The sequence below is a fragment of the Arthrobacter sp. 05T423 genome, assembly GCF_056396245.1.
This window is the reverse complement of record NZ_JBFTLC010000004.1, coordinates 115,324-131,297: the sequence shown is the minus strand read 5'-3', so window position 1 is coordinate 131,297 and position 15,974 is coordinate 115,324. Positions and strand designations below refer to the sequence as shown.

The 15,974-nt window shown below is 66.1% G+C and carries 15 protein-coding genes and 1 tRNA gene; 13 read left to right on the top strand and 3 right to left on the bottom strand.

The annotated features are described in order from the left end of the window. Window positions 1–2: 2 nt before the first annotated feature. From AC1DFE_RS05345 to AC1DFE_RS05285, 13 genes are all read left to right on the top strand, one after another. The gene (locus AC1DFE_RS05345) at window positions 3–620 is read left to right on the top strand and encodes a DedA family protein (protein WP_476904868.1); all 618 of its coding nucleotides are present in this window, start codon (window positions 3–5) and stop codon (window positions 618–620) included. Window positions 621–722: 102 nt separating this feature from the next. Then, window positions 723–1,409, top strand: a complete 687-nt coding sequence (locus AC1DFE_RS05340) for a DedA family protein (protein WP_476904867.1) — start codon at window positions 723–725, stop codon at window positions 1,407–1,409. Window positions 1,410–1,497: 88 nt separating this feature from the next. After that, window positions 1,498–2,643, top strand: coding sequence for an adenosine deaminase (locus AC1DFE_RS05335; RefSeq protein ID WP_476904866.1), 1,146 nt, complete (start codon window positions 1,498–1,500; stop codon window positions 2,641–2,643). An 82-nt stretch (window positions 2,644–2,725) separates the two neighbouring features. Beyond that, on the top strand, window positions 2,726–3,349 hold the full coding sequence (locus AC1DFE_RS05330) for a MazG nucleotide pyrophosphohydrolase domain-containing protein (RefSeq protein ID WP_476904932.1): 624 nt from the start codon (window positions 2,726–2,728) through the stop codon (window positions 3,347–3,349). 119 nt (window positions 3,350–3,468) lie between these two features. Continuing rightward, the gene (gene eno, locus AC1DFE_RS05325; RefSeq protein ID WP_476904865.1) at window positions 3,469–4,749 is read left to right on the top strand and encodes a phosphopyruvate hydratase; all 1,281 of its coding nucleotides are present in this window, start codon (window positions 3,469–3,471) and stop codon (window positions 4,747–4,749) included. Between the two features lie 87 nt (window positions 4,750–4,836). Continuing rightward, window positions 4,837–5,673 carry an FtsB family cell division protein gene (locus AC1DFE_RS05320; protein ID WP_476904864.1) on the top strand — a complete coding sequence of 279 codons (837 nt, stop codon included), beginning with the start codon at window positions 4,837–4,839 and terminating at the stop codon, window positions 5,671–5,673. A gap of 75 nt (window positions 5,674–5,748) precedes the next feature. Next, window positions 5,749–6,471, top strand: a complete 723-nt coding sequence (locus AC1DFE_RS05315; RefSeq protein ID WP_476904863.1) for a DUF501 domain-containing protein — start codon at window positions 5,749–5,751, stop codon at window positions 6,469–6,471. Beyond that, window positions 6,468–7,424 carry a Ppx/GppA phosphatase family protein gene (locus tag AC1DFE_RS05310; RefSeq protein ID WP_476904862.1) on the top strand — a complete coding sequence of 319 codons (957 nt, stop codon included), beginning with the start codon at window positions 6,468–6,470 and terminating at the stop codon, window positions 7,422–7,424. Before AC1DFE_RS05315 ends, AC1DFE_RS05310 begins: the two co-directional genes overlap by 4 nt. An 18-nt stretch (window positions 7,425–7,442) precedes the next feature. After that, window positions 7,443–8,831: a S8 family serine peptidase gene (locus tag AC1DFE_RS05305; RefSeq protein WP_476904861.1), complete on the top strand. Its 1,389-nt coding sequence runs from the start codon at window positions 7,443–7,445 to the stop codon at window positions 8,829–8,831. 43 nt (window positions 8,832–8,874) lie between these two features. After that, window positions 8,875–10,341 (top strand): NAD(P)/FAD-dependent oxidoreductase, encoded by a 1,467-nt coding sequence (locus AC1DFE_RS05300; RefSeq protein ID WP_476904860.1) that lies wholly within the window; start codon window positions 8,875–8,877, stop codon window positions 10,339–10,341. Between the two features lie 192 nt (window positions 10,342–10,533). After that, window positions 10,534–11,484, top strand: coding sequence for an N-acetyltransferase (locus AC1DFE_RS05295; protein ID WP_476904859.1), 951 nt, complete (start codon window positions 10,534–10,536; stop codon window positions 11,482–11,484). Window positions 11,485–11,504: 20 nt separating this feature from the next. After that, window positions 11,505–11,578: transfer RNA gene (locus tag AC1DFE_RS05290), tRNA-Leu, on the top strand. Between the two features lie 173 nt (window positions 11,579–11,751). Beyond that, window positions 11,752–13,101 carry an ABC transporter substrate-binding protein gene (locus AC1DFE_RS05285; protein WP_476904858.1) on the top strand — a complete coding sequence of 450 codons (1,350 nt, stop codon included), beginning with the start codon at window positions 11,752–11,754 and terminating at the stop codon, window positions 13,099–13,101. A 72-nt stretch (window positions 13,102–13,173) separates the two neighbouring features. Here AC1DFE_RS05285 and AC1DFE_RS05280 read toward each other — a convergent pair whose 3' ends face one another. From AC1DFE_RS05280 to AC1DFE_RS05270, 3 genes are read right to left on the bottom strand one after another with little or no spacing between them, the layout of a single operon-like run. Next, a complete protein-coding gene (locus AC1DFE_RS05280) occupies window positions 13,174–13,944 on the bottom strand; it encodes an ABC transporter ATP-binding protein (protein WP_476904857.1) in 771 nt (256 codons plus the stop codon). Then, window positions 13,941–15,002 (bottom strand): ABC transporter ATP-binding protein, encoded by a 1,062-nt coding sequence (locus AC1DFE_RS05275; protein WP_476904856.1) that lies wholly within the window; start codon window positions 15,000–15,002, stop codon window positions 13,941–13,943. The genes AC1DFE_RS05280 and AC1DFE_RS05275 overlap by 4 nt, the downstream gene beginning before the upstream one ends. Further along, the gene (locus tag AC1DFE_RS05270; protein WP_476904855.1) at window positions 14,999–15,967 is read right to left on the bottom strand and encodes a branched-chain amino acid ABC transporter permease; all 969 of its coding nucleotides are present in this window, start codon (window positions 15,965–15,967) and stop codon (window positions 14,999–15,001) included. Before AC1DFE_RS05270 ends, AC1DFE_RS05275 begins: the two co-directional genes overlap by 4 nt. Window positions 15,968–15,974 lie beyond the last annotated feature (7 nt).

Sequence of the window (15,974 nt, the reverse complement as noted above, 5' to 3'; positions counted from 1 at the left end):
CCGTGCAGGCCATCAATGACTTCATCCTGGCGGCCGCCGGCCAGCCATGGGTTCTGTTCATAGTCCTCGCCTGCTGCATCATCGACGGCTTCTTTCCGCCCATTCCCAGTGAATCGGTGGTGGTGGGACTTGCCGCCGTCGCGGCCACTGCGGACGCCCCCAACCCGTGGCTTCTTGCCGCGGTGGCGGGGCTGGGCGCCTTCACGGGCGACAACGCCGCGTACCTCATCGGCCGCGGCGTGGGCACGCAGCGCTGGCGGTGGATGCGCGGCGCGCGGATGCAGCGGGCGTTCCGGTGGGCCGGGCGGGAGCTGCGCAAGCGGCCTGCGTCGCTGATCCTCGTGGCGCGGTTCGTTCCCATCGGCAGGGTGGCCGTGAACCTGACCGCCGGCGCCACGCATTACTCCCATCCGCGCTTCATGGGGCTCACTGTTCTGTCTGCAACCCTTTGGGCCTCGTATTCGGTGGCCATCGGGCTGTTCTTCGGCCAGTGGTTCGAGCAGAATCATTTGCTGGGGGCCGCAATCGCCATAGTCTGTGCCATTGTGCTGGGCGTCCTGGTGGATCTCGGCATCAACCGGGTCCGGGGGCGCATTCCGGATCCGTCCCGCGAAGGTTGACTTTCCAAGCAGGGCGTAGCGGACTATCCTCCGGCCGTGCGACACTAAAGAGCGATTTGCATCGCTTCCCGACTTGTTATAGCCCCTAGGAGCAACACCCGCGTGGAGTTTATAAATGATGCTGTGCTCCATGCAGCGGGCCAGTGGTGGATTTATCCCGTCTTGCTCATGTTTTTCTTCGTTGACGGGTTCGCCATGGTGGTCCCCAGCGAGACGCTCATCGTGGCACTGGCAGCGTTATCCCGCAGCAGCGGCGAGCCCAACCTGTGGATTCTAGGCCTGACGGCCCTGACTGGCGCCATGGCCGGTGACAACATGGCCTACATGCTGGGCCGGAAGATCGGCTTGAACCGCTGGAAGTGGATGCGCCGGCCCAGAGTGCAGAAGGTCTTCGGCTGGGCGCGCTACGAACTGGAGAAGCGCGGGGCCGTGCTGATCTTCACAGCCCGCTATATCCCGTGGGGACGCGTCGCCGTGAACTACGTCGCCGGAACCACAGGCTTCCCGCACCGTCGGTTTTTCGTCTTTGATGCCTTCGCTTGCCTCACCTGGGTGGGCTATTCGATAGGCATCGGCCTCGTTGCCAGCTCAGTCCCACTGCTGCACGAATATCCTCTGCTGGGCGCAGGCATCGCCGTCGTGTTCGCCATCCTGCTGGGCATCATCATCGACCACGCGCTCCGCTGGTGGCACAAGCGGCTCGGCCGCAACGACGCCCCCGAAGCTCCGGCGAAGAGCCACGCCCCGGAAAAGGGCAACATCCCGGATGAGCACAGCCGCGTGGCTTAGCAGTTCCGCTGCGCGGCCCTCTCGGCAGCCCGTCGCTATGCAGGCGCGCGCGTTGGCATTGCCGCCGGTCCAACCCTAGAGTTGGTACGTGACTGAGCCAATCGTTGACGCCGCCCCTGCCCTAGATTTCGACCTGAAGAGCCTGCCCAAGGTATCCCTTCACGACCACCTGGACGGCGGCCTGCGCCCTGCCACCATCATTGAGCTGGCGGAGGCAGCGGGGCACACCCTCCCGTCCACAGACCCCACCGCGCTGGGCGAATGGTTCCGTGAATCCGCCGACTCCGGTTCGCTGGTCCGCTACCTTGAGACGTTCGATCACACTGTCGCCGTCATGCAGACCAAGGAAGGCCTGTTCCGCGTCGCCAAGGAGTTCGTGGAGGACCTCGCGGACGACGGCGTGGTGTACGGCGAAGTGCGCTGGGCACCTGAGCAGCACCTGCAGCAGGGGCTGACCCTGGACGAGGTTGTTGAGTCCGTCCAGGAAGGGCTCGAAGCCGGTGTGGAGGCCGTGGCCGAGACCGGCCGGGAGATCCAGGTGGGCCAGCTGATCACGGCCATGCGGCACGCCGACCGCGGCCAGGAGATCGCCGAACTCGCCGTCCGGCACCGCGACAAGGGCGCCGTCGGGTTCGACATCGCCGGCGCCGAAGACGGCTTCCTGCCCTCGCGCTTCCGGGACGCCTTCACCTACCTGGCTGAGAACAACTTCCCGGCCACCGTGCACGCCGGCGAAGCCGCCGGACTGGACAGCATCCAGTCCGCCCTGGTTGACGGCCGGGCGCTGCGCCTGGGCCACGGGGTCCGCATTGCCGAGGACATCATGGTGGAGTTCGACGAGGACGACGCCGACGACGAGGACAGCGACAACATCGGCCTGGTCACCCTCGGCAACCTGTCCAGCTGGGTCCGCGACCGCGGCATCGCCCTGGAAATCTGCCCGTCCTCCAACCTGCAGACCGGCGCCATTGCCGGCTTCGGCGAGGGCATCGAAAGCCACCCCCTGGACATGCTGTACCAGCTGGGCTTCAACGTCACCATCAACACCGACAACCGCCTCATGAGCGGTGTGACGCTTACCGACGAGTTCGAGCTGCTGGTGGAAACCTTCGACTACGACCTCGATGACCTGCTGGAGCTCACGCTCAACGCGGCCGAGGCGTCCTTCCTGCCTCTGGAGGAAAAGGAAGCCCTGGTGGAGTACATCAACGAGGCATACGGCGACCTTGGCTGAAACCGTCCGGCAGCCTGAACCTACCGGTGAGGTGGCGGAGCTGTTGTGGGTGATAGCTGCGCTCCGGGAGCACTGCCCCTGGATGGGCGCCCTCACCCACGAGTCGCTCGTGGAGTATCTGCTGGAGGAAGCTTACGAAGTGGCCGAGACCATCGAAACCGGTGCGGATGAGGCTGAGCTGAAAGGTGAGCTGGGCGATGTGCTGCTCCAGGTGGTGCTGCACGCCCGGCTCGCCGAGGAGCGCGGCGTCTTCGGCTTCGGCGATGTCGCGCGCGGCCTCACCGAGAAGATGATCCGACGCAACCCGCATGTGTTTCGGCCGGATGGTTCCCTGCAGGACTCCTTTCCCGCCACGGTGGAGGAGATCGTGCTCAAGTGGGATGCCGTGAAGAAGGCCGAAAGCCCGGAGCGCAACACGCCTTTTGAGGGCATCCCTGTAGCTCTGCCCGCATTGGCCCAGGCCCAGAAAACCCTGGACCGGGCCGAACGGGCCGGGCTGCCAGCGCGGGTTCGAGAAAATCCGCCGGTTGAAACCCCGGTGGTTGAGCTTGCCGAAACAATAGAAACTGAAGCAGAACTTGGCGAGCTGCTGCTCGCCGTCGTCCGTTCCGCCCGTAACAGGGGGTTCGACGCCGAACGCGCCCTCCGCCGGGCCGTGCGGCGATACCAGAACCGCCAGCAGGAATCGTCCGCGTCCGGATCATGACGTCCGGGTTCTGGATAGGTTTCCGTAACGTGCACCACTCTCGACTACGCTAGTCCCAGACGAGGACGTCGACATTTTCCGCTAAAGTCCCCAGTAAATCGCCCACAAGGAGCACATCCATGGCGCTTATCGATGCCATCCACGCCCGCGAGATCCTCGATTCCCGTGGCAACCCCACCGTCGAAGTTGAAGTTCTCCTCTCCGACGGCCAGATCGGCCGCGCTGCCGTTCCCTCCGGTGCATCCACCGGCGAGCACGAAGCCGTTGAACTGCGCGACGGCGATAAGGGCCGCTACCTCGGCAAGGGTGTCCAGAAGGCCGTTGACGCCGTCATCGACCAGATCGCACCGGCCCTGACCGGCTTTGACGCCACCGACCAGCGCAGCATCGACCAGGCCATGATCGACCTGGACGGCACCCCCAACAAGGGCAAGCTGGGCGCCAACGCCATCCTCGGCGTCTCGCTGGCCGTTGCCAACGCCGCAGCAGCCTCCGCTGACCTGCCGCTGTACAAGTACCTGGGCGGCCCGAACGCGCACGTCCTGCCCGTGCCGCTGATGAACATCCTCAACGGTGGCTCGCACGCGGATTCCGACGTCGACATCCAGGAATTCATGATCGCCCCGATCGGCGCCGAGACCTTCTCCGAGGGCCTGCGCTGGGGCGTTGAGGTTTACCACAACCTCAAGTCCGTGCTGCAGCAGAAGGGCCTCTCCACCGGCCTCGGCGACGAGGGCGGCTTCGCCCCGAACCTGCCGTCCAACCGCGCTGCCCTGGACCTGATCCAGGAAGCCATCAAGAACGCCGGCTACACCCCGGGCACCGACATCGCTTTGGCACTGGATGTTGCCTCCTCCGAGTTCTTCAAGGACGGCGCCTACCAGTTCGAAGGCAAGGCCCTGAGCGCCTCCGAGATGAGCGCCTACTACGCTGAACTCGTTGCCGACTACCCGCTGGTTTCCATCGAGGACCCGCTGGACGAGAACGACTGGGAAGGCTGGAAGATCCTCACCGACACCATCGGCGACAAGGTCCAGCTGGTGGGCGACGACCTGTTCGTCACCAACCCCGAGCGCCTGCAGCAGGGCATCGACGCCGCCACGGCCAACTCCCTGCTGGTCAAGGTCAACCAGATCGGCTCGCTGACCGAAACCCTGGACGCCGTTTCCCTGGCCCAGCGCTCCGGTTACACCACCATCACCTCGCACCGCTCCGGCGAAACCGAAGACACGACGATCGCCGACATCTCCGTTGCCACCAACGCCGGACAGATCAAGACCGGTGCCCCGGCCCGCTCCGAGCGCGTTGCGAAGTACAACCAGCTGCTGCGCATCGAAGAGGAACTCGACGACGCCGCACGCTACGCCGGCCGCAGTGCTTTCCCGCGTTTCAAGGCCTAGTAGCCAAGGAAACAGCTGACCGGTGGCTATGGTGGAAAGACCATAGCCACCGGTTTTGTTTTTGGCGCCACACGTTACAGGAGTGTCATGGCTACCCGCCGTCCCAAAGTTCCCAGGGTGACCCCACCAGCACAGCAGTCCTCCGCCGACCCGGCCGGGGGAGACGTCATCCAGGCGGACTTCGGCGGCCGGCGGGCAAGCCATGCCGCCCATGACTCGGGAACGGGACACGAGGCCAAGACGCAGGGCAGGGCAGCGGGCAGCGGCACTGGTGCTGGCACGAAGACCGGCGCCGGTATGAAGACTGGCTCTGGCACTAAAACCGGCGCTGGTACCACGGGCGCGAGTTCAGGGGCCGGCGCTCGCACCAAAGGGGGCCTGGCCGCGCAGGCCGGCGCGGGTACAGAGTCCGGCACCGGTACAAAGTCCGGCACCGGAGCCAACAGCGGCTCTGGAAAGACTGGCAGTGCGGGTCCCGGCCGCGGCAAATCCGGCTCATCGGCGGCAACCACGGAGGACCACTACCTCGACCCCGTTCCTGCCAAGGCGTTCTCCGGGCGCATGCTGGCGCTGGCGGTGGTGATGGTTGCCATCACCATCATGCTGGCCCCCACCGTGAAGATCTTCATCGACAAGCGGGCGGAAATCGCGGCACTGCAATCGGACATCGCGGGCAGCAAGGCGGACCAGGACAACCTCAAACGGCAGGTCTCGCGCTGGCAGGACCCGAACTATGTCAAGCAGCAGGCGCGCGACCGCATTAACATGGTTATGCCGGGAGAGACCGGCTACTGGGTGTTCGGCGGCGACCTGCCGGCCGGCTCATCAGGCAGCCAGCCCAGTGCAGCACAAGCAGAAGACCCCGCCGACCTGCCATGGGTGGATTCCCTCTGGGAGTCCATCCGGCGCTCGGCAACAGACTAGGAGCGGCGCCCGCCGCGGGACTGCGTACCGGATTTTCGGGGCAGCCAGATCCGGGCAGGAAGGACGGCCACGCCAGTGGACGACAACACGGCAACCGCCCCCGGGGAATCCAGGCCATCAGCGCAGGATCTCGATGTGCTCAGCCGCCAACTGGGAAGGCCGGTGCGCGACGTCGTGGAAATCCCGGCTCGCTGCGTCTGCGGCAACCCGCTCGTGGCGGCAACATCGCCGCGGCTGAGCAACGGAACCCCTTTCCCCACGACGTTTTACCTGACCCACCCCGTCATCACGTCAGCGGTCTCCAGGCTTGAGGCGGCCGGCCTCATGAACGACATGAATGACCGGCTCGCCGCCGACGACTCCTTGGCCGCCGCTTACCGCGCGGCCCACGAGGCCTACCTGGCCGCACGCGCCGACATCGGGGCGCGGTCGGGGATCGGCGACGTCCCGGAGATCGACGGCGTCTCCGCCGGCGGCATGCCCACCCGCGTCAAGTGCCTGCACGTCCTGGTGGGACACTCCCTGGCCGCCGGGCCCGGTGTGAATCCGCTGGGTGACGAAGCCATCGCGGCTATCAGCGAATGGTGGACCGCCGACCGCTGCTACTGCGGCGGCGCCTGGGACACGGCCGGTGAAGCGCCGTCCAGGGACCTCAGCCGTCACGGCCCGCAGGGGCTGCCGGAGATCGTCGGCCGGCCGGCACCCGTCCGGAAACCGAAGGCGGACGCAAAGATTGCAGGCGCCACCACGGCGGAAACATCCACGTCGGAAGCGACCACCACGGAGGCCGGAGCATGACCCGGGTCGCCGCCATTGACTGCGGAACCAACTCCATCCGCCTGCTCATCGCCGACATTGACCGCAGCAACGGCGCCACGAAACTCACCGACGTGGTGCGTGAAATGCGCGTGGTGCGGCTCGGCCAAGGCGTTGACGCCACCGGCGAGCTGGCGCCCGAGGCACTGGAACGCACGTTTGCGGCCACGGCTGACTATGGTGCGCTCATCCGCGAGTACCAGGCGAGGAAGGTCCGCTTCGTAGCCACGTCGGCCAGCCGGGACGCGCGGAACCGCCAAGTCTTCGTGGACGGGATCCGGGACCTCCTTGGGGTGGAGCCCGAGGTGATTACCGGCCACGAGGAGGCCGCGCTGTCCTTCGCCGGCGCCAGCAGCGTGCTGCCTATCTCGGCAGAGGACAAGGTGCTGGTGGTGGACCTGGGCGGCGGCAGCACGGAGTTCGTGCTCGGTGACGCCAACGGTGTGATTGCCGCCAAATCCGTGGATATCGGCTGTGTCCGGCTGACCGAACGCCATCTCACGTCGGACCCGCCCACGGCCGACCAGATCGCCGCAGCGGAGGCCGACGTTGACGCCGCCCTTGCCGAAGCGAAACTGGACGTTCCGCTGGAACGCAGCACCGCCGTCGTCGGGGTGGCCGGCTCAATCACCACCATCACGGCGCACGCACTCAAGCTGCCCGAATACCTGCCGGCAGCCATCCACGGCACCGAACTCTCCATCTCCGCCATCCAGGCGGCGGCCACCGATTTGCTGCAGATGCCGCGGGCGCGGCGGGCGGAACTGCCGTACATGCACCCCGGCCGGGTGGACGTCATCGGCGCCGGCGCCCTGGTCTGGCGGCGCATCCTCACCCGCATGGGCGAGCTCAGCGACGGCCGCATAATTACGGCCACTGCCAGCGAGCACGATATTCTTGACGGAATTGCCCTAAGTGCCGAGGCACCGAGTTAACCGAGTATTGGATCCTGAATGACCAGAGCAACAGCCCGGTTCCGTCGGACGGTCTCGGCCCTTCTGTCCGCGGTGCTTGCCGGTGGCATCGCCGCGTCCGCCGTCGCCACAGCACCGGCCGCGTACGCCGATTCCTGGCGGGACAGGGAATATTGGCTCAAGGAAGCCGGCATCACCAAGGCCTGGGAGGTCTCCAAGGGCGCCAACGTGAAGGTGGCCGTCATCGACAGCGGTGTCGACGGCAGCCATCCCGACCTTAACGGCGTGCTGGCCGGCGGCCACGACGTCTCCGGCGCCGGCGCCGCTGACGGTGAGAAGAGCATCGGTGCCAAGCCCGAGCACGGCACACTCGTGGCCACCATGCTCGCGGGCCGCGGCCACCAGCCGGCGAAGAAGGCGACGGCCAGCGCCAAGGCTTCCCCGAGCGTCACTGCTTCTGCGTCCACAGCCAGGCCGGACGGCATCATGGGTGTGGCGCCCGAGGCCCAGATCCTCTCCGTGTCCACCTGGCTGGGATCGGCCAACCCCGGCGGCAAGAGCGACCAGGACCAGATCCCGGAAGCCGTGCGCTGGGCCGTGGACAACGGAGCCAAGGTCATCAACATTTCGCTGGGCAGCACCTCGCCGGAATGGCCGCAGAGCTGGGACGCCGCCTTCCTGTACGCCGAGCAGAAGGACGTGGTCATTGTGGCTGCGGCCGGCAACCGGGTGGGGGGCAACGTGCAGGTGGGGGCTCCGGCCACCATCCCCGGCGTGCTGACGGTCGCTGGGCTGGACCGGAACGGACAGGCCAGCACCGATTCCTCCTCCCAGGGCATCAGCATCGGGGTCGCGGCCCCCGCGGAGAAGCTCGCGGGCGGATTGCCCGGCGGCAGCTACGCGGAATGGGCCGGCACGTCCGGTGCCACCCCCATCGTCTCCGGGGTTGCGGCGCTGATCCGCTCCAAGTGGCCTGAGATGAGTGCCAAGCAGGTCATCAACAGGATTGTCTCCACCGCCAAGGACGAGGGCGCGCCGGGCAAGGATCCGCTGTACGGCTTCGGCGTCCTCAACGCGGAGGCGGCGCTCAAGGACGATGTGGCGGAGACAAAGGCCAACCCGCTGGGTTCCATTGCAGACTGGATCCGCGTCCACCGGCGCGGGAATCTCGCCACTCCCGCTCCCGAGCCGACGTCCGAGGTGCCGACGGCGGTGCCCACATTGCCCAAGGCGACCGTGCCGGTTGCGGTGCCGCCGTCGCAGTTGGACAGTGCTCTTCCGGCGGCCGTCGTCCTGGGGTTCGGCGGGCTCTTCGTGGCCATCATCGCGGCCGGTGCTGTCCAGCTGCGCCGGGCCTACCGGGGGTCCGGAGGCGGCGCGGATGAACCGGACACCGGTGCCGTGACCAAGGTCGATCGGGCAGACTAGCCTAGTTAGTGAAGATTTTCACAAAGTACGGTACTCTGGAGTTATGGCAACCACCCCACAGCTCCAGGATCGTCCGCGTGTGCTCGTCGTCGGCGGCGGGTACGTCGGCCTCTACGTAGCACTCAAACTGCAGAAGAAGATCGCGAACGCAGGCGGCATCGTCACCGTCGTCGATCCGCTGCCCTACATGACCTACCAGCCGTTCCTGCCGGAAGTTGCCGGTGGCAACATCGAGGCCCGCCACGCTGTGGTCTCCCACCGCCAGCACCTCAAGCAGACCGAGCTCATCCAGGGCCGCGTCGTGTCCATCGACCACGCCAACCGCACGGCAGTGGTTGCCCCTGCTGACGGCGGCGACAACTTCGAGGTGCCGTACTTCGACGTTGTGCTTGCCGCCGGCGCCATCACCCGCACGTTCCCCATCAAGGGCCTCGCGGACAAGGGCATCGGCCTGAAGACCATCGAGGAAGCCGTTGCGCTGCGCAACAAGGTCCTTGACCGCATCGAGGTTGGCTCCACCATGACCGACCCCGCCGAACGCGCCCGCGCCCTGACCTTCGTGGTGGTGGGTGGCGGCTTCGCCGGCATCGAGTGCATCACCGAAATGGAAGACCTCGCCCGCGCTGCCGTCCGCAACAACCCGCGCGTCAGGCAGGAGGAAGTCCGCTTCGTCCTCGTCGAGGCCATGGGCCGCATCATGCCCGAGGTCACCGCGAAGCAGGCCGAGTGGGTCGTGGAGCACCTCCGCAGCCGCGGCATCGAGGTCCTGCTGAACACCTCACTGGACAACGCCGAGAGCTCCCTCAGGCTCATCAACCTGCCGGACAAGTCCCTGGCCCAGGAATTCGAGTCCGACACCCTCGTGTGGACCGCCGGTGTGCAGGCCAACCCGATGGTCCGCTCCACCGACTTCCCGCTGGAGCCCCGCGGCCGCGTCCGCGTCCTGCCGGACCTGCGCATCGCGGGCGACGAAGGCATCATCGACAATGCCTGGGCGGCCGGTGACGTTGCCGCGGTTCCCGACCTTACCGGCGCCGGCCTGCCGGACGGCACCTGTGTTCCCAACGCCCAGCACGCACTGCGCCAGGCCAAGCGTCTCGCCAAGAACCTGTGGGCTTCCCGCTGGGACAAGCCGCTGGTGGACTACAAGCACAAGAACCTCGGTGCTGTGGCCGGCTTCGGCGAGTGGAAGGGTGTTGCGAACATCAACCTGCTAGGCCGCATCGGGCTCAAGGGTCCGCTCGCCTGGCTGGCACACCGCGGCTACCACGGGATGGCAATGCCGACGTTCGAGCGCAAGTTCCGCGTGATCCTCAACTGGATCCTCGCCTTCTTCGCGGGCCGTGACACCACCCAGCTGCTGGACCTGGACAACCCGCGCGGTGCCTTCGTGGCTGCTGCCACCCCGGCGCCCAAGCCCGCTGCCGCTGCGCCTGCCGCTCCGGCTGAGAAGCCTGCCGCCGCACCGCAGGCCGGCGCCAAGGATCCTGTCAAGGCTGAAGCCAAGTAGGTCCCCACCGCCTCCCTCGCCGCTGCCTCCCCAATCTCGCAAGCTCGATTGGGTCGCCGCGGCAGTGTGGGCCCAGGCGGAGGCCCCACCGACGACGACGGCGGCCGTTCCCTTCCGGGGAACGGCCGCTTTCGCATTTCCCAGGCGGGGCGGTCCTCCGGGTGTGCCGGGATGCACACATAGACTGGCTGCATGACGGGTGAAAAGAACCTCCAAACACTCCTCGCCTCGATGCATCCGGTGCTCCGGGACGGGGAATACGTCTACGCGCTCTGGCCGCACGGCAAACCGCTGACTGGACACATCGAGGCAGCCGTCCGCGAAGCCGAAGGGCTCACGGTGGTCCTGCCCCGGGCCGAAGCGGATGCCCTGGACCTGCCCTACGACTTTGTGGCGGCCTGGATCACCCTGGAGGTCCACTCGGCCCTGGAGGCGGTGGGCCTGACCGCGGCGGTCAGCAGGGCCCTGACCCAGGCCCGGATCAGCTGCAACGTGCTGGCCGGTTTCCACCACGACCACCTGCTGGTGGCGGTCGGCGATTCGGCGCGGGCGCTGGAGGTCCTGGCGGAGCTCGCTGCCGCAAACGCCCCCGGGCCAGAACCGGTACGGGAGGTAGTGCTGCGTAGCGAGCAGCCGGGCGACCGCGACGCCCTCCTTGCACTGACTGCAGACGCCTTCGCCATTTCCCCGGTCACCGGACTGCCGGTGGAGGGGGAGCCGGTGGAGGTGAGGGTGCTCCGCGGGCTGTTGGTCGCTGAGGAGTACCTGCCCGAGTTCAGCATCGTCGCCGAACTCGAGGGCGAAATCGTTGGTCACGTCATCAGCACCCGTGCATGGGTGGACGACCTCGAGCTGCTGGGCCTCGGGCCCATCGGGGTAACGCCGCGGCTGCAGCGCCACGGCATCGGTTCGGCGCTGATGCGTGAGACCGTTGTCCGCGCCAACGCCGCGGGGGAGAAGGGCATCGCCCTGCTCGGAAGCACCGAGTACTACCCGCGGTTCGGCTTTGTTCCGGCGTCGTCCCTGGGCGTCGAGGCGCCGGAGGAGAACTGGGGCGACCATTTCCAGCTGCTGCCCCTCGCACTGTGGCCCGGCGGCGTCCACGGCACCTTCCGGTACGCCGGGCCCTTGGCCGCCGTCTGAGGCGATACGATTGACCGGGCGCCCCAGTAGCCCAATTGGCAGAGGCAGCGGACTTAAAATCCGCGTGTTGTGGGTTCGAGTCCCACCTGGGGTACAACTTTTCTCCTCGGCGTCGCAGGTGTTCCAATATGCAACGAGTGTTATGAGGATGTGACCTTAGTCACTTATGTTCAGGCTCGAATTGGATTAGCTTGAACTTAGCTCAGGAACCCCTGACCAAAAATCGCATCAAAGGCCGTTCGCACCTTTCGATCGAGGAGACTCTAAATGATTTCACTCCCCCAGGCGGCGCCCAGGGTGGCTAAGCTCACAGCGCTTAGCATCGGCGTCGCCCTTCTGGCCACGGCTTGTGGTGGCAGTTCCACTCCAAGCGCGACAGAATCCTCTGCAGCGGCGACTGGCGGCATCTCCTGTCCTGCTCCCAGCGCCACGGCCGGGGCAAGCAGCACCGCCACAGAGACCGGCAACGTGCCGGCAGCAACCACCATCACCCCCACGCCGCTTAAACTGGGATCGCTCCTGCCGACGACGGGGTCGCTGGCGTTCCTCGGCCCGCCCGAAATCGCCGGTGTTAACCTCGGCATCAAGGAAGTCAATGACGCCGGCGGCGTACTCGGCAAGCCGGTCCAGGTGGTCCACCGCGACTCGGGCGACACCAAGACCGACATTGCCACGCAGTCCACCACTGCACTCCTCGGCCAGGGTGTCAGCGCCATTATCGGTGCTGCCTCCTCGGGTGTGTCCAAGACCGTGATCAACCAGATCACCGGCGCCGGCGTCATCCAGTTCTCGCCCGCGAACACGTCCCCGGACTTCACCACCTGGGATGACAAGGGCCTTTACTGGCGTACGGCTCCCTCGGACGTGCTGCAGGGCAAGGTGCTGGGCAACTACATGGCCACGTGTGGCGCCCAGACGGTGGGCATGATTGTCCTGAACGATGCCTACGGCACCGGTCTGGCAAAGAACGTCAAGGCAGCTTTTGAAGCAGCCGGCGGCCAGGTTGTGGCCGAGGAACTCTTCAACGAAGGCGACTCGCAGTTCAGCAGCCAGGTGGACAAGGTCATCGCCGCCAAGCCGGATGCCATTGCCCTGATCACCTTCGACCAGGCCAAGAGCATTGTTCCGCTGGTGACCGGCAAGGGCATCAAGCCCACGCAGCTGTTCATGGTGGACGGCAACACGTCCGACTACAGCAAGGACTTCCAGCCCGGCACGCTGAAGGGCGCCCAGGGGACCATCCCCGGCACTTTCGCCAAGGATGACTTCAAGAAGAAGCTCCTCGCCATCGACCCGGCCCTGAAGGACTACAGCTACGCCGGCGAGTCCTACGACGCCGTGAACCTGATTTCGCTGGCTGCAGAGGCTGCCAAGAGCACCAAAGGCACGGACATTGCCAAGCAGCTCAAGGCAGTTTCTGAGGGCGGCGAGAAGTGCAACGACTTCGCGTCCTGCGTCACGCTGCTCCGCAACGGCAAGGACATCGACTACGACGGCGAGTCCGGTCCGGTGACCTTCTCCGACGCCGGTGACCCGACTGAAGCCTTCATCGGCATCTACCAGTACGGCGACGACAACAAGTACACGCCGGCCAGGGAAGAGTTCGGCAAGCTGTAAGCCGCTTTCCCTCCCCGCAGCAAGAAGCCCCCGTCCGGCAGTTCACAGGACGGGGGCTTCTTGCTGCGGTGCCTAGTTCTCGTCGGCCAGCGTGCCGAGGTACAGCTGGATGACCTTGGGGTCCTTCATGAGCTCACGGCCGGTGCCGGTGTAGGCGTCCCGGCCCTGGTCCAGGACGTAGCCGCGGTCGCAGATCTGCAGGCAGCGGCGGGCGTTCTGTTCCACCATGATGACGGACACGCCCGCACGGTTGATCTCGTGCACCCGCAGGAAGGTCTCGTCCTGCTTGACGGGGGAGAGGCCTGCCGAGGGTTCGTCCAGCAGCAGCACTGCCGGCTCCATCATCAGGGCCCGTCCCATCGCCACCATCTGCCGCTCGCCGCCGGACAGGGAGCCCGCCCGCTGCGCCCTGCGTTTCCCGAGTTCCGGGAAAAGGCCGGTGACGAAGTCGAAGCGCTCGGCGAAGTCCTTGGGCCGCTGGAACATGCCCATCTGCATGTTTTCCTCGATGGTGAGCGTGGCGAACACGTTGTTGGTCTGCGGCACGAAACCGACGCCCTGGGTTACCAGCTTGTTGGCCTTGAGCCCGGTGATGTCCCGGTCCCTGACCACCACAGATCCGGAGTGCACCTTCACCAGGCCGAACATGGCCTTCAGCAGTGTGGACTTTCCGGCCCCGTTCGGGCCGATGATGCCGATCAGTTCGCCCTTCCGGGCCTCGATGCTGCACCCGTTGAGGATGTTGACGCCGGGGAGGTAGCCGGCCACCAGATCGGTGACTTTGACGACGACGGCATCCTCGGCTGCGCTGCTTGCGGCCGCTGCCGCGCTCGTGGCACTCATTCCTTGTCCTTGTCTGTCCGTCCGGCGTTTATGTGCCCGGTGTCTGGGCGTCCGGTGTCAGGGCCGGCCTCGGTGATCGTGGGCGGCGCGGCGTCCACCGCGATCATGCCCGCGTCCTCGGTGCCAACGATTGACTCCTCGTCCGCCGCCAGTTCCTGCTCGAGTTCCCTGATGCCCTCGGTGTCGCCGAGATCGACGTCGTGGTGGGCGCCCAGGTAGGCGTCGATGACGGCGGGGTCCTTCATGACCTCGCCCGGAGGTCCCTCGGCCACGATCTTTCCTTCGGCCATGACCACCACCCAGTCCGCGATGTGCCGGACCATGTGCATGTCGTGTTCCACGAAGAGGACTGTCATGCCCTCGGATTTCAGGTTCTTGATGTGGTCCAGCAGCGACTGCGTCAGCGCCGGATTGACCCCTGCCATCGGTTCGTCCAGCATCACCAGCTTGGGCCGGACCATCAGGGACCGGGCCATTTCCAGCAGCTTGCGCTGGCCGCCGGACAGCGACGCGGCGTAGTCGTCCTTCTTGGTGTCGAGCTTGAACTTCTCCAGCAAGACGTTGGCGTGCTCGGTGATTTCCCGCTCGCGGCCGCCCCAGATGTTCTTGAACAGCGCCTTGGACAGCCTCTCGCCCGGCTGGTTGGACGCGCCCAGCCGCATGTTTTCCATAACGGTCAGCTTGCCCATGACCTTGGTGAGCTGGAATGTGCGCACCATGCCCATCCTGGCCACCTTGTAGGAGGACACGCCTGCGATGCTCTGGCCCTCAAACTGCCACTTGCCCGAGTTCGGTGTGTCAAAGCCGGTGAGCAGGTTGAACAGGGTGGTCTTGCCGGCCCCGTTGGGGCCGATCAGGGCGGTGATCTTGTGCCGCGGGATCTCCAGGTACTCGACGTCGACGGCGTTGATGCCGCCGAAGGTACGGGTGACGTTCTCAGCGACCACGATCGGATCCCGCTTCTTGCAGCCGGGGGCGTTGTCTCCGACGGCGATCGGCCGGGCGTCCGTCATGTAGTCGACGCCGGCTTCCATTGATTCCTCGCTGTGCTTGCTCATGCGAACGCCAGCTCCTTCTTGTTGCCAAAGACACCCTGCGGCCTGAAGATCATCAGCAGCATCAGGGCGATGCCCACCAGGATGTAGCGCAGCTGGCCGGCCTGGACAGTGGTCAGCCAGGTCACCGCGCCGGATTCGATCAGCCCGTACAGGATGCCCTGGGTGAGGGACAGGACCACCCAGAAGATCATTGCGCCGATCACCGGCCCCAGGACAGTTGCCATGCCGCCCAGCAGCAAGCAGGTCCACAGGAAGAACGTCAGCTCGGTGCCGTAGTTGGCAGGCTGCACGGCGCCGCGGGGGAGCGTGAAGATCATCCCGGCCAGAGCGCCGAAGATGCCGCCAATCACCAGGGACTGCATCTTGTGGGCGTACACGTTCTTGCCGAGTGAACGCACCGCGTTCTCGTCCTCGCGGATGCCCTTCAGCACGCGGCCCCAGGGGCTGCGCATCAGCAGCCAGACGAGGACGCAGCCCACCGCCACGAGTGCCCAGCCCACCACGCGGATGAAGAAGTCACGGTTGTTCATGCCGAAGTAGGAGCCCTCCGGGAACGGATTCATGGAATAGAACCCGGTTTCGAAGGCAGCCAGGCCGTTCGCGGAGCCGGTCACGGACGTGAGCTGGTTGGTGGTGACGACGTAGCGGACGATTTCCGCCGCCGCGATGGTGACGATGGCCAGGTAATCCGCCCGCAGGCGGAGGGTGGGAATGCCCAGCACCAGCGCAAAGAGCACGGAACATACGACGGCGATGATCAGGCCCACGAAGAAGGGCACCCGGAAGGTGAGGGTCGAGATGGCGAAGCCATAGGCGCCCACGGCCATGAAACCGGCCTGGCCGAAGTTCAGCAGGCCCGAGTAGCCGAAGTGCACGGCGAGGCCGAGCGCCGCGAGGGCGTATGCCGCCGTCGTCGGGCTTAAAAGTTCGCCGGCTGCGCTGGAAAGAATAAATCCGAAGTCCATGGCTGTC

Coding starts and splice junctions, on each gene's coding strand:
- AC1DFE_RS05275 (WP_476904856.1), bottom strand. CDS start 15,002: ATGAGCAAGCACAGCGAGGAATCAATGGAAGCCGGCGTCGACTACATG.
- AC1DFE_RS05280 (WP_476904857.1), bottom strand. CDS start 13,944: ATGAGTGCCACGAGCGCGGCAGCGGCCGCAAGCAGCGCAGCCGAGGAT.
- AC1DFE_RS05310 (WP_476904862.1), top strand. CDS start 6,468: ATGACCCGGGTCGCCGCCATTGACTGCGGAACCAACTCCATCCGCCTG.
- AC1DFE_RS05320 (WP_476904864.1), top strand. CDS start 4,837: ATGGCTACCCGCCGTCCCAAAGTTCCCAGGGTGACCCCACCAGCACAG.
- AC1DFE_RS05300 (WP_476904860.1), top strand. CDS start 8,875: ATGGCAACCACCCCACAGCTCCAGGATCGTCCGCGTGTGCTCGTCGTC.
- AC1DFE_RS05305 (WP_476904861.1), top strand. CDS start 7,443: ATGACCAGAGCAACAGCCCGGTTCCGTCGGACGGTCTCGGCCCTTCTG.
- AC1DFE_RS05295 (WP_476904859.1), top strand. CDS start 10,534: ATGACGGGTGAAAAGAACCTCCAAACACTCCTCGCCTCGATGCATCCG.
- AC1DFE_RS05270 (WP_476904855.1), bottom strand. CDS start 15,967: ATGGACTTCGGATTTATTCTTTCCAGCGCAGCCGGCGAACTTTTAAGC.
- AC1DFE_RS05330 (WP_476904932.1), top strand. CDS start 2,726: ATGGGCGCCCTCACCCACGAGTCGCTCGTGGAGTATCTGCTGGAGGAA.
- eno (WP_476904865.1), top strand. CDS start 3,469: ATGGCGCTTATCGATGCCATCCACGCCCGCGAGATCCTCGATTCCCGT.
- AC1DFE_RS05285 (WP_476904858.1), top strand. CDS start 11,752: ATGATTTCACTCCCCCAGGCGGCGCCCAGGGTGGCTAAGCTCACAGCG.